This is a genomic window from Mesorhizobium waitakense (assembly GCF_056431085.1).
In genome coordinates, this window is sequence record NZ_JBWKME010000016.1 from 344,968 (window position 1) to 357,964 (window position 12,997).

Genomic DNA, 12,997 nt, shown 5'->3' on the forward strand with positions numbered 1-12,997 from the left:
AGCGCATTTGGCACAATGATGATCTAGATTCAGCTGATGAAAAGGCATCGTATACCTTGGCCTGGTTTGACTTTTGTCGAAGGCCGTGAATAATGTCAGCCGAGGAGACGGCATGGCGATCCGACCGGCAGAACAGCTCATCCACAAGGCCGCCTGGCTCTACTACGCCCATGGCCTGCGACAGGACCAGGTGGCGAGCCAGCTTAACATTTCCCGTGCCTCGGTCGCCATGTATCTGCGCAAGGCGCGCGAGACCGGCATCGTCAACATCTCGACCTCGACCCAGCTTTTCACCGACGATGTGCTCGCGCGCAAGCTCGAGGATGCGCTAGGCCTCGACGCCGTCTGGATTGCGCCGGAGAACGACCATATCGCCGATCCGTCGACGGAAATCGCCGTGCTGGCGGCAAGCGTCTTTCTCGAACTGGTCAAGAAGGGCGACCGCATCGGCGTCGCCTGGGGCCGCACCGTCTACATGATCGCCGATATCATGTCCTATGCCGACCTGCAGGATGTCACCGTGGTGCAGCTCTGCGGCAATCTCGGCGCGCCCTATTCCTACCGGCCAGACCAATGCACGATGGAAATCGCGCGGCGGCTCAACGCGAAGGGGCTCAACTTCTACGCCCCGCTGGTGCTGTCGACGGAAGAGCTGGCGCGCGCGTTGCGCGCCGAACCAGTGATCCGCGAGCAATTGTCGGGCGTCGGTGAATGCGATCTGGCGCTGTACTCGGTCGGTGCTGTCGACGCCGACAGCCATCTGGTCAAATGCGGTGCGCTGACATCAGGCGAAATGGCGGAGCTGCGCAGCCGAGGTGCTGCCGGCGTCATTGCCGGGCAGATCATCGACGCCGACGGCAAGGTGCTCGACTGCAGCTACAACCGCCGGGTGATCTCGGCCGAGCTTGCCTCGCTGCGCGCCATTGCCAGGCGCCTGATGGTCGTGCAGGAGGACAGCAAGTTCGAACCGCTGCTTGCGGCGATCGCCGGCGGACTTTGCACGCATCTGGTGGTCGGCGCACGCATGGCGCAGCGGCTGCTGGATCATGCTGGCGCGACGACAGAAAAGGCCTCCTAGGAAAACACATATTTCCGCCGCTGGCGCATTGTCATCAAAGCGTCGCGGCATTCCTGTTTCACCATCAAAGACAACAACCGGACGAAGCGAACATGAAGAACCTGTGGAACGACGACGCAGCCGAGAAACTCGTTGCCGACTATGCAAAAAAGGGTGTCGGCCGCGACCTGGCGCTGCGCGTCTACACGACGCGGCTGCTGGGCGGTGAACCACGGCTGGTCCTGCATGGCGGCGGCAACACGTCGTGCAAGACGACGGCCACCGATCTCGTCGGCGACCAGTGGGACGTGCTGTGCGTCAAGGGCAGCGGCTGGGACATGGGTGTCATCGAGCCGCAGGGCCTGCCGGCGGTCAAGCTCAAGCCGCTGCTCAAGGCCCGCGCACTGAACAGATTGGCCGACGAGGACATGGTTGCCCTGCAACGCGCCAACCTCATCGACCCGTCCTCGCCCAACCCTTCGGTGGAGACGCTGCTGCATGCCTTCCTGCCGCACAAATTCGTCGACCACACGCATTCGACCGCCATCCTGGCCATCGTCGACCAGGAGGACAGCAAACGGCTGGTTGAGACGGTGTTCGGCGCGAAGATGGGTTATGTGCCCTACATCATGCCGGGCTTCGACCTCGCCAAGGCGGCGGCCGACATCTTTGACGCCGATCCGACGGTCGAGGGCCTGATCCTCGACAAGCATGGCATCTTCACCTTCGGCGACGACGCCAGGCAGGCCTACGACCGGATGATCCACTATGTGAACGTCGCCGAGGAGTACGTCGCCAAGAACGCCAAGCCGACAGCGGCAAAGGCAGCGTTGCCGGCGAAGCTCGCGACACCGGCGGCTATCGCGCCGACGCTGCGCGGGGCTGTGGCGGTGGCACGCGGCGAAGGCCGTTTCGACCGCATGATCAGCGACTTCCGCACCTCGGAGGCGATCGTCGATTTCATCAATTCGGCTGAGATCGCCGACTATGCCGGGCGCGGCGTGTCGACGCCCGATCTGTCGATCCGCATCAAGACCGGACCGATGGCGCTGCCGGCGCCCGACGCCGACAAGGTCGGCGACTACAAGGCCATGATCAAGGACCACGTCGAGGCCTTCGCCAGGGACTACCGCGCCTATTTCGAAACCAATGATGCGCTCGACGACGTCAAGCGCACCATGCTCGACCAGATGCCGCGCCTGACGCTGGTGCCGGGCCTCGGCATGTTCGGCCACGGACGCACGCTGAAGGACGCGAAGATCGCTTCGGATGTCGGCGAAATGTGGATCGAGGCGGTGCGCGGCGCCGAGGCGGTCGGCCGGTTTCATCCGCTCTCCAAGGCCGACCTGTTCCCGCTCGAATACTGGTCGCTGGAACAGGCCAAGCTCGCTTCCAACAAGCCGAAGCCGCTGACCGGCCAGGTGGTGCTGATCACCGGCGGCGCCGGCGCGATCGGTGCGGCGACGGCCAAGCTGTTCGCCGACAATGGCGCCCATGCCGTCGTCGTTGATCTCGATGCCAAAAAGGCAGCCGATGCGGCGAAGAAGGCCGGCAACAACTCGATCGGCGTCGCCGCCGACATCACCGACCCGCGCCAAGTGCGTGCCGCCTTCGACAAGGCGGTTGCCGTGTTCGGCGGCGTCGACATCGTGGTCTCCAATGCCGGTGCCGCATGGGAAGGCCGGATCGGCGAACTCGACGATGCGCTTTTGCGCAGGAGTTTCGAGCTCAATTTCTTTGCTCACCAGTCGGTGGCGCAGAATGCCGTGCGCATCATGCTCGAACAGGGCACCGGCGGCGTGCTTCTGTTCAACACCTCCAAGCAGGCGGTCAACCCGGGTCCGAAGTTCGGCGCCTATGGCGTGCCGAAGGCGGCGACGCTGTTCCTGTCCAGGCAATATGCGCTCGACTATGGCGCCCACGGCATCCGCTCGAACGCCGTCAACGCCGACCGCATCCGCTCCGGACTTTTGACCGACGCCATGATCGCCAGCCGCTCCGGCGCGCGCGGCGTGTCGGAGAAGGACTACATGTCCGGCAATCTGCTCGGCCAGGAAGTGACGGCGCAGGACGTGGCGCAGGCCTTCCTGCATCACGCGCTGGCTGACCGGACCACCGCCGATGTGACGACCGTCGACGGCGGCAACATCGCGGCGGCGATGCGGTAGGCGAAAGCCTCGCCCTTACAATCCCCTGCCTTGCGACATGGGATTGTAAGGCTCATATGCCAGAATCCTAACAAAGATTGTTAGATCTTGTGGGGAATGGTATAGGGTGGGGATGAAAAACGAACCCATGCGCACCCTTACCATATCGCTAACGCCACAGCAGGCCGCTCGCCTGCAAAGCGCCATAGAAGGTGGCGGATATGCCTCCAACAGCGAGATTGTCCGCGACGCTTTGCGTTTGTGGGAGCAGCGTGAGGAATTGCGAACCCTGGAGCTCGATCACTTGAAGCGGGCCTATGCTGACGGCATGGCCAGCGGCAAGCCGGTGGAAGTCGAACCCGCGGAGTTCATACGCGGCCTGAAGGCAGAACGCCGCGCCCGTGGCTAGATACCGGTTTACGCCTCGCGCCTCGCAGGATTTGCGAGACATCTGGCATACAATCACAATCGACAACGAAAAGGCAGCGGACAAGCTACTTTTGCGCATTTTTGACAAGCTGGAACTGGCGGCCCAGCACCCCAAGATGGGCGCGGGGCCGCCGGAGTTGAGCATGACGGCCCGTGTACTCGTCGAAGGCCGCTACATCGTCATCTACGAACCGCAGTCGGAAGGTGTCCTGGTCGTGGCGATTGTCCACGGGATGCGCGACCCGGAACACTGGATGTAACGGGAAGGAGCGGCGCGAGCGCCGCTCCTTCCTTCGCCGGATAGCAAAATTACTTGGCGTTCGGGTTCGGCATCCAGGCCGGCATCGCGACATCGGCATGGGCGAACTGCGGCAGCTTGGCCGAGAGGTCCTCCATGTTCTTGATGTCCTTGTCGACGAGGTCCTTCTGGGTGATCAGCGTCGGCGGCACGACGACGTTGTGGCCGGGGTCTTCACCGGCCAGCAGCTGTGCCAGCGCACGCACCGAGACCTGGCCGACGACGGCCGGGTTGGTGGCGGCGGTCGCCGCCCAGGCGCTGTCGGGCTCGCGCATCGCGGCGATGTCAGAGGTCGAGATGTCGGCCGAGTAAATCTTGATGCCCTTGTTCAAACCCGCCTCGTCGACGGCGATCTTCACGCCCTTGGCGAATTCGTCATAGGGGGCAAACATCACCTTGATGTCGGGGTGGGCCGACAGCACAGAACGCGCCTGGTTGGCGACGGTGTTGGCGATCGGGTTGTCGAGCGTGCCGAACATCGCGACTTCGCTGATGCCGGCATGCTTCTTCTTGACGTCGACCCAGGTCTCGTTGCGGCGGTCGAGCGGCGCGATGCCGGCGACATAGACATAGCCGGCCTTCCAGCTCTCGCCATTGTCCTTGACCGCCTGCTCGAGAGCGAGGCGCGCGAGGTCGCGGTCGGACTGTTCGACCTGCGGGATCTTGGGGTTTTCGACATTGACGTCGAAAGCCACCACCTTGATGCCGGCGTCGACCGCTCGCTGGGCGGCGTCCTTCATCGATTCCGTCAGGCCGTGCTGGATGATGATGCCTTGCACGCCAAGCGCGATGGCCTGGTCGACCATGTCGGATTGAAGGGCGGCGTCCTGTCGGCTGTCGAGCACGCGCAGGTCGATGCCGAGTGCCTTCGACTGCGCCTCGACGCCCGAGAGATAGGCCTGGAAGAAGTCGCCGGTCGAGAGATAGCGCACCAGCGCGATCTTGACGCCGGGCTTGTCGAAAGGCGCCGGCTTGTCCGCGGCCAGTGCCGGGAACTGCATCAGCATGGTTGCCCCGGCCAGCCCGAGTGCCGCCTTCCCCAGAAGTCTTCTCGTAATGTTCATTTTGTTTCCTCCACTCTTGTTGAACCCAAAATCCTGTCCGGTCGAAATCTATCTCCGGCCCCTGCCCGAAAGGGCAAAGGTGAAGACAAGGGCGACGACCAGAACCACGCCCTTGACGAAATCCTGCGTGTAGTACGGCGCGTTCATCATCGTCAGGCCTTGCAGCAGGATGCCGACGAACAGCGCGCCGACGGCGGTGCCGAAGGCGTTCGGCTTGGCGGCGCCGAGCACCGCGTAGCCGATCAGTGCCGCGGCGACAGCGTCGAGCAGCAGATTATTACCCGAGGCGATGTCGCCGCGTCCAAGTCGGGCGGCGAGCAAAATGCCGCCGATCGAGGCAAAAACTCCTGAAATAACGTAGGCCCAGATCTTGTATGCCTTGACAGGCGCGCCTGCGAGTTCGGCGGCACGTTCGTTGCTGCCGACCGCATACATCATGCGCCCGAAACGCGTGTATTCGAGGAAGAACCAGATCAGCACGGCGAGCACGAGCAGCACCACCACCGACACCGGAATGAGGTTCGGGATGAAGAAATCGAAGCGGTGGCGGCCAAGCGCCAGGAAGGCGTCGCTGAACTTGCCATTGGCGACCGAACCGTCCGGCATGGTCATGCCGGTGGCAATCGAACGGCCCTCGGTCGGGATGCGTTGCAGGCCGACCAGCAGGAACATCATGCCGAGCGTCGCCAGGAGATCGGGCACGCGCATATAGACGATCAGCCAGCCATTGATGAGGCCGACAATGGCGCCGATGAGCAGGCAGACGACGACCGCGACGAGAGCGTTCTGCTCCAGCACCACCATGACATAGGCCGCCGCCATCATGGCTGATGTGGCAACCGATCCGATCGACAGGTCAAAGCCGCCGACGACGAGCGTGGCGGTGACGCCGAGCGCCAGCACGCCGGTGATGGCGACCGACTGGAAGATGAAGACGGCACTTTGCGGCGAAACGAAACCGTCGGCGGCGATCGCGAAATAGGCGATCAAACCGAACAAAAGCACGATGAAGCCGTAGCGAATGGCATGGTCTCGCAACGTCATTCAGCGCCCTCTCGCGCCGCTGCGATTTCTACCCAACTCGAACCCATGGTCTCTCCATTCCAATTCCTTGCCGCCACGCTCAGGCGGCGCTGTGCAGCGGTCCGCCGGCGACCTCGGCCAGCAGGCGATCGAGATCGACATCGGCATTGCGATGCTCGCCGACGATGGTTTGTTCGGACATCACCAGGATCCGGTCGGCCGTCTCCAGCGCTTCGTCGAGCTCGGTGACGAACAGCAGCGTGGCGCGGCCGTTGGCGCTTGCCCTGAGCTTGGCGGCAATGTCGCGCCGGGCCGAAATGTCGACGCCCTGGAACGGCTCATCCAGAATGAACAGTCCGGCATCCTGCGCCATCCAGCGGGCGACCATCACCTTCTGCTGGTTGCCGCCGGAAAGTGCCGCCAGCTCGTCCTTCTCGGAGCGGCAGACGATGCCCAGTTCCTCGATCTGCCGGCGCGCGGTGGTGCGTTCCAGGCGGCGTCTGAGAACACCGAGGCGCGACATGCGCTTGTGAAACGGCAGGCTGATATTTTCCTGGATATTGAAGCCGCCGATGATGCCGTTCTCGCCGCGATCCTTGGCGACGAGGAACACGCCGGCGGCGATAGCCTCGCCTGTTGTTTCAGGCGCATAGGGCTTGCCGTTCAGCACCATGGTGCCACCGAGCGGCTTGCGCACGCCAAACAGCGTCTCGGCCAGCACCGTCTTGCCAACGCCGACGAGGCCGGTGATGGCAACGACCTCGCCGTCGCCGAGCGTCAGCGAGATCGGCCTGGCGCCTTGCGCTATGCGCAGCCCTTCGATCGTCAGGATCGCCTTGGCCGAATGCCTGACGACGATCTGGTCGAGGTGGATCTTGCGGCCGAGCATGGCGTTGACGGCGCCTTCATAGTCGAGCGGTTTCTTGTCGAAGACGCCAGAGATGACGCCGTCGCGCATCGAGACGATACGATCGGCAAGCCGCCTGATGTCCGACATGCGGTGCGAGATGTAGAGGATGGCGACGCCCTGCTCGCGCAGCCTGTCGATCAGCGCAAACAGCCGATCGGCTTCGGCGCTGGACAGCGACGAGGTCGGCTCGTCGAGGATCAGCACTTTCGGCTGATGCGCCAAAGCGCGGGCGATCGCCACCATCTGGCGATCGGCCAGCGAAAGATCGCTGACGCGCGCTTTGAGATCGATGGCCAGCCCCATGCGGTCGGCGACGGCCTTTGCCTGGCGACGCACGCGCGCCGGATTGAACAGGAACGAAGCGCCGCTGCCGCTCAAGCGGTCGAGGGTCAAATTGGCGGCGACATCGAGATCGGCGACGACACCGTCATTGATGTTCTGGTGCACGGTGACGACGCCGGCCCGGATCGCCTCCGCCGGCGTGTTCGGCGCGAAGGCCTGCCCGGCGAGGCCCATCGTGCCGTCGCCGCGCTCATAGACGCCGCTGATGATCTTGACGAGGGTGGATTTGCCGGCGCCATTGGCGCCCATCAGCACCGTCACTTCGCCGGCATGCAGCTCCAGCGAGACGCCGCCAAGCACCTCGTTCTGGCCAAAGGATTTCCTCAGCCCCTCTGCGCGGAACACGGCATTGCCGACCATGCGTTCCTCCCTGACATGACGCTATGGGCTACATCGGCAATTGTCAACACGATTGACAATTGCCAGATCGCTTCCTAGCTTGGCCCGGCCGCCATGCCTCCGTTATGTTCGGAGCGCATAGGCGGGAGGATGACGATGACTGGAAATTTGCAGTTCGAAGCACTGTCGGTCGAGACGCTTTCGAGCCGTCTTGGCGACAACGAGGCGTTGCGCGCGCGGATCGGCAAGGACACGAACGCGTGGAAGGTCCGCGAGGTCGGCGACGGCAATCTGAACCTGGTGTTCATCGTCGAAGGCGCCAGCGGTGCAGCGGTGGTCAAACAGGCCCTGCCCTATGTCCGCCTGGTCGGCGACAGCTGGCCGCTGCCGCTGAAGCGCTCGTTCTTCGAATACCACGCGCTGACCCGGCAAGAGGCGCGCGCGCCGGGCTCGGTGCCGGCGATCTACCATTTCGATGAAGGCCAGGCGCTGATCATCATGGAATATCTGTCGCCGCACATCATCCTGCGGCGGGCGCTGATCGAAGGCCGGCAGCTGCCGAACATTGCCAGGGATATCGGCCTGTTCATGGCCCGCACCCTGTTTCGCGGCTCCGACCTGCATATGGCAGCCAAGGACCGCAAGGCCGACCTGGCGCTGTTCGCCGACAATGTCGAACTCTGCGACATCACCGAGAACCTGGTGTTCTCGGACCCCTATTTCGACGCCAGGATGAACCGGCACACCTCGCCGCAGCTCGACGACCTCGTCGAAGAGCTGCGCGCCGACCGCGACCTCAAGGTCGAGGCGCAGCGGCTGAAGCACATCTTCGCCGCCAATGCCGAAACGCTGCTGCATGGCGACCTGCATTCTGGCTCGATCATGGTCACCGACAGCCAGACGCAGATGATCGATCCGGAGTTCGCCTTCTATGGCCCAATGGCGTTCGATGTCGGCATGCTGCTCGCCAATTTCTGGATGTCCTTCTTCTCGCAGCGGGGACACGAGCAGAGCGGCAAGCGCGACGCCATGCGCGCCTACCTGCTCGGGGTGACCGTCGAGACTTGGGTCGTGTTCCGCGCCGAGTTCTCGCATCTGTGGCGCACCGAGCGCACCGGCATGCTCTACCAGAAAAGCCTGTTCGAGGATCAGGGCGACAGGCTCGGCGCCGAACAGGCGCTCGACCATGTGCTGCACCAGATCTGGACCGATCTGCTCGGCTTTGCCGGCATCGAGGTCCACCGGCGTATCCTCGGCCTCGCCCACAATGCCGATTTCGAGACCATTGCCGACGAGAATCTGCGCGCCAGTTGTGAGGCCAAGGCGCTGAAATTCGGCCGCCACCTCGCCGTCAACCGGCGCCAGATCCACAGCATCGACGAGGTCAACCACCTGGCCGCGCTGATTGAACAGGAGAGCAGCATTTGAACGTCGGCGACCGCCACTATCGCACCATCTGGCTGAGCGACGACGCGCGTTCGGTGGAGATCATCGACCAGCGCTGGCTGCCGCATGATTTCCGCGTCGAGAAGATCGACACCGTCACCGGCATCGCCACAGCGATCCGCGACATGTGGGTGCGCGGCGCGCCGCTGATTGGCGTCACCGCTGCCTATGGCGTCGCCATGCAGATGGCGGACGATCCATCGGATGCCGCACTTGATGCGGTCTGGGAGACCTTGCACGAGACGCGCCCGACGGCGATCAATCTGCGCTGGGCGCTGGACGAAATGCGGCGCTTCCTCAGGCCGCTGCCAACAGAACAACGCGCCGAAGCCGCCTATCGGCGGGCCAGGGAAATCGCCGACGAGGATGTCGGCCTCAACCGCGCCATCGGCGAGAACGGACTCGCCATCATCAAGGCGATCGCGGCGTGCAAGCCGAAGGGCGAACCGGTCAACATCCTGACCCACTGCAATGCCGGCTGGCTGGCGACCGTCGACTACGGCACCGCCACCGCGCCGATTTATCTGGCAACCGAGGCCGGCATTCCGGTCCACGTCTATGTCGACGAGACGCGGCCGCGCAACCAGGGCGCCCAGTTGACCGCATGGGAGATGGCCGGCCATGGTGTGCCGCACACGCTGATCGTCGACAATGCCGGCGGCCATCTTATGCAGCGTGGCGAAATCGACATGGTCATCGTCGGCACCGACCGCACCACCGCCGACGGCGATGTCTGCAACAAGATCGGCACCTATCTCAAGGCACTTGCCGCCGCCGACAACGACGTGCCGTTCTATGTCGCGCTGCCGTCGCCGACCATCGACTGGACGGTGCATGACGGGCTGGCCGATATCCCGATCGAGCAGCGCTCGGCCGACGAGGTCTCGCTGGTCTGGGGCAAGACCGCTGCCGGCGAGATCGCCCAGGTGCGCATCTCGCCCGAGACGACACCCGCGGCGAACCCGGCCTTCGACGTGACGCCGGCGCGGCTGGTGACCGGCCTGATCACCGAACGCGGCGTCGCCAATGCGTCGCGCGAGGGCCTGAAGGCGATGTTTCCCGAGCGCGGCTAGAGCAATCCAGGAAAAATGTGAAACGGTTTTCCGTCCGGAATTGCGTCAAAACAATGAGTTAGAGCAGGTTGCCGGTTCCGTGAACCGGTGAACTGCTCTAAGACCGGACTTCGAACCCAATGCTAATAAAGCGGCTTGCCCATGTGCTTGGGCGTCGGCCACGTCGCGGTCACGCCCGGCTGCACCGGCCGCTCGAGATAGGTCGACAGCACCACATAGCTGCGCGTCGAGGTGACGCCCGGCGTTTCGTAGAGGCGTGACAGCAAGCCTTCGAGCGCTCGGGTGTCTTCGGTGCGGACCTTGAGCAGCATGCAGGTGTCACCGGCGACGGTGTGGATTTCCTCGACTTCCGGATACTGCGAAACTGCCATCAGTTCCGGCGTCTTTGCCCAGCCCTTGGTGTCGATATGCACGAAAGCCAGCAGCGGCTTGCGCACCGCGTTGGGATCGATGATTGCCACGGTGTTGCGGATGGCGCCGCTGCGCCGCAGCCGCTTGACGCGTTCGTGCGCCGCCGGCGGTGAAAGCCCCACGCGATCACCGAGCTCGGCATAACTGACGGTCGCGTCATCGACCAGGACGCCTAATATTTTTCGGTCAATTGCGTCGAGCTCACGGACTGCAGACCTGTTCTGCGGAATGCCATCTGTTTCTTCGTCCATGCTGAAATCTCCGGTTGCCGCAGAATTTAATGCGGTCATTATGGTCATATGTCGAACGCTGATCAAGTTGGACCATTGGCCGCGAACGCCCAGGCGCCGATCCCGGCCCTTGCCTATCTGTTGACCGGATGCATCGCCGTGATCGGCTCGAATTCGCTTGTGCTGGGCCCGATCGCACCGGCCGTGGCCGCGTCGTTTGCGACCAGCGTACCGGTGGTCATGATCGCGGCTGCCGTGTTCGGCCTCGGCACCTCCGCAAGCGCCCTGTTCCTGGCACGCTACATCGACCGGATCGGCGCCCGCCGGATGCTGCAAGGGGCATTGCTGTTGCTCGCGATAGCGCTCGTCGCCAGCGCGGCGGCACCGACGGTGATGATGCTGGTCGCGGCACAATTGCTCGCCGGCATTGCTGCCGGTATCGCCATGCCGGCCATCTATGCCAGTTCCGCGGCCATCGCGCCGCCTGGCCGGGAAAGCGGCACGATCGGCGTCGTGCTGACCGGATGGACGCTGAGCATGGTCGCCGGCGTTTCGCTGTCGGCCGTACTTGCCGATCTCGTGCATTGGCGCGCCGTTTTCGCCGCGGTCGCGCTGCTGGCAACGCTTGCCTTGGCCGGTCTTACACTGTCGTCACTGAGCGACGCCAGGAAAAGTGGCCCGGCGCCGACGCCGCTGGAGGCGCTCGGCATTCCCGGCATCGTGCCGCTGCTCATCGCCTGTGCCGCCTTCATGACCGCCTTCTACGGCGTCTATGGCTATCTCGGTGATCACCTGCACAGCGGATTGGGGAGACCGGTCAGCGCCAACGGATGGGCAGCACTTGCCTATGGCATCGGCTTCGGCACGGCTGCTCTCCTCGACGGCGTCATCGATCGCCTGGGCGCCCGTCGCGTCATGCCATTTGCCTATCTTCTTGTCGCCGTCGTCTATGTCGCCATGGCCGCGACGAGTGGCAGTTTCGGCCTGACCATCGCCATGGTGGCGGTCTGGGGGCTTGCCAATCATTTTGGACTTAACGTCCTGGTGATGCGCCTGTCGGCGCTCGATCCTTCGCGGCGCGGCACGATCATGGGCTTGAACAGCGCGGTGACCTATCTGGCGGTCTTCGTCGGCACCACCGGGTTCGGCCCGCTCTATTCCAGCTTCGGTTTCGCCACCTGCGCGACGGTTGCGGCATTGCTCATGCTGATTGCCGCTTCGGCGGCGGCGTGGCGCACGCGATAAAGCGGTTCATCGTTTCGCGGAAACGCCGAACCGCTCTATCTCTTCCGTTTTTGACGCACTTCCCAAGGGGAAACGCTATGCGCTTTTCCCGGGAAAACCGCTTCACACTTTTCCTGGAATTGCTCCAGTTGACAGACTGTATTGGCCATCCGTCTCTCACACGATTGACAGCGGCGCCCTGCCCTTTCATACAAACGGCGTTAATGTTCTCAGGGCGGGGTGAAAGTCCCCACCGGCGGTAAGGGTTTCGGCCCAAGCCCGCGAGCGCTTTCCGGTCAACGCTCAATGCGTGGATTCTTAAGTGCTAGAGCGTCCTTTACGCGTCCAAGAGGACGCGTGGCGCTCTAGTGGAGAGGTCAGCAGATCCGGTGTGATTCCGGAGCCGACGGTTAGAGTCCGGATGGAAGAGAACGAACGGAACACGGACCGTCCCGGCGGGCCGGATTTCGTATCGTGCGTCCTGATTCTGGTTCGAAACGGAAGGATGGACCCATGAATCAGCATTCCCACAAAGACTATGAAACGACCCGCATCGCCGTCATTCGCGCGCGCTGGCATGCCGACATCGTCGACCAGTGCGTGCAGGCCTTCGAGGCGGAACTGGCTGACATCGGAGGCGAGCGCTTCGCCGTCGATGTCTTCGACGTTCCCGGCGCCTACGAAATTCCGCTGCACGCCAAGACCCTGGCCGAGACCGGCCGCTATGCCGCGATCCTCGGCACGGCGTTTGTCGTCAACGGCGGCATCTACCGGCATGAGTTCGTCGCCAGTGCCGTCATTGACGGCATGATGAATGTGCAGCTGTCGACCGGCGTGCCGGTGCTGTCGGCGGTGCTCACCCCGCACAACTACCATGACAGCGCCGAGCATCACCGCTTCTTCTTCGAGCACTTCACCGTCAAGGGCAAGGAAGCGGCCAATGCCTGCGTGCAGATCTTGGCGGCGCGGGAACTGATCGCGGCCTGAGATCGCCAAAACGGCCG

The 12,997-nt window shown here is 63.5% G+C and carries 12 protein-coding genes and 1 riboswitch; of the genes, 8 read left to right on the top strand and 4 right to left on the bottom strand.

The annotated features are described in order from the left end of the window. The first annotated feature begins 112 nt into the window (after positions 1 to 112). The 4 genes from AC07FD_RS04200 to AC07FD_RS04215 all read left to right on the top strand — a co-directional run bounded on the left by AC07FD_RS04200 (position 113) and on the right by AC07FD_RS04215 (position 3,893). Positions 113 to 1,078, top strand: a complete 966-nt coding sequence (locus tag AC07FD_RS04200; RefSeq protein WP_478348770.1) for a sugar-binding transcriptional regulator — start codon at positions 113 to 115, stop codon at positions 1,076 to 1,078. Positions 1,079 to 1,170: 92 nt separating this feature from the next. Continuing rightward, positions 1,171 to 3,225 (top strand): bifunctional aldolase/short-chain dehydrogenase, encoded by a 2,055-nt coding sequence (locus AC07FD_RS04205; RefSeq protein ID WP_478348771.1) that lies wholly within the window; start codon positions 1,171 to 1,173, stop codon positions 3,223 to 3,225. A 127-nt stretch (positions 3,226 to 3,352) separates the two neighbouring features. Next, positions 3,353 to 3,613, top strand: a complete 261-nt coding sequence (locus tag AC07FD_RS04210) for a type II toxin-antitoxin system ParD family antitoxin (RefSeq protein WP_477300744.1) — start codon at positions 3,353 to 3,355, stop codon at positions 3,611 to 3,613. Further along, positions 3,606 to 3,893, top strand: a complete 288-nt coding sequence (locus tag AC07FD_RS04215; protein ID WP_478348772.1) for a type II toxin-antitoxin system RelE/ParE family toxin — start codon at positions 3,606 to 3,608, stop codon at positions 3,891 to 3,893. Before AC07FD_RS04210 ends, AC07FD_RS04215 begins: the two co-directional genes overlap by 8 nt. Before the next feature lie 49 nt (positions 3,894 to 3,942). On the opposite strand, the gene AC07FD_RS04220 is transcribed toward AC07FD_RS04215, so the two are convergent. The 3 genes from AC07FD_RS04220 to AC07FD_RS04230 form a co-directional block, all read right to left on the bottom strand. Continuing rightward, the gene (locus AC07FD_RS04220) at positions 3,943 to 4,995 is read right to left on the bottom strand and encodes a substrate-binding domain-containing protein (RefSeq protein ID WP_478348773.1); all 1,053 of its coding nucleotides are present in this window, start codon (positions 4,993 to 4,995) and stop codon (positions 3,943 to 3,945) included. Positions 4,996 to 5,043: 48 nt separating this feature from the next. Next, a complete protein-coding gene (locus tag AC07FD_RS04225) occupies positions 5,044 to 6,039 on the bottom strand; it encodes an ABC transporter permease (RefSeq protein ID WP_095088174.1) in 996 nt (331 codons plus the stop codon). 79 nt (positions 6,040 to 6,118) lie between these two features. After that, a complete protein-coding gene (locus AC07FD_RS04230) occupies positions 6,119 to 7,630 on the bottom strand; it encodes a sugar ABC transporter ATP-binding protein (protein ID WP_478348774.1) in 1,512 nt (503 codons plus the stop codon). Between the two features lie 135 nt (positions 7,631 to 7,765). Here AC07FD_RS04230 and mtnK point away from each other — a divergent pair, with 135 nt between their 5' ends. Then, a complete protein-coding gene (mtnK, locus tag AC07FD_RS04235; RefSeq protein WP_478348775.1) occupies positions 7,766 to 9,037 on the top strand; it encodes an S-methyl-5-thioribose kinase in 1,272 nt (423 codons plus the stop codon). Continuing rightward, entirely contained in the window at positions 9,034 to 10,128 is a 1,095-nt protein-coding gene (gene mtnA / locus AC07FD_RS04240) for an S-methyl-5-thioribose-1-phosphate isomerase (RefSeq protein ID WP_478348776.1), read from the top strand. The genes mtnK and mtnA overlap by 4 nt, the downstream gene beginning before the upstream one ends. A 122-nt stretch (positions 10,129 to 10,250) precedes the next feature. Here mtnA and AC07FD_RS04245 read toward each other — a convergent pair whose 3' ends face one another. Continuing rightward, positions 10,251 to 10,790, bottom strand: a complete 540-nt coding sequence (locus AC07FD_RS04245) for an Lrp/AsnC family transcriptional regulator (RefSeq protein ID WP_478348777.1) — start codon at positions 10,788 to 10,790, stop codon at positions 10,251 to 10,253. Positions 10,791 to 10,838: 48 nt separating this feature from the next. On the opposite strand from AC07FD_RS04245, the gene AC07FD_RS04250 reads away from it, so the two are divergent. Together AC07FD_RS04250 and AC07FD_RS04255 are read left to right on the top strand one after the other, a co-directional pair. Continuing rightward, entirely contained in the window at positions 10,839 to 12,014 is a 1,176-nt protein-coding gene (locus tag AC07FD_RS04250; RefSeq protein WP_478348778.1) for an MFS transporter, read from the top strand. 201 nt (positions 12,015 to 12,215) lie between these two features. Beyond that, positions 12,216 to 12,430: riboswitch (FMN riboswitch) on the top strand. Positions 12,431 to 12,506: 76 nt separating this feature from the next. Continuing rightward, positions 12,507 to 12,980, top strand: a complete 474-nt coding sequence (locus tag AC07FD_RS04255; RefSeq protein WP_477413763.1) for a 6,7-dimethyl-8-ribityllumazine synthase — start codon at positions 12,507 to 12,509, stop codon at positions 12,978 to 12,980. Positions 12,981 to 12,997 lie beyond the last annotated feature (17 nt).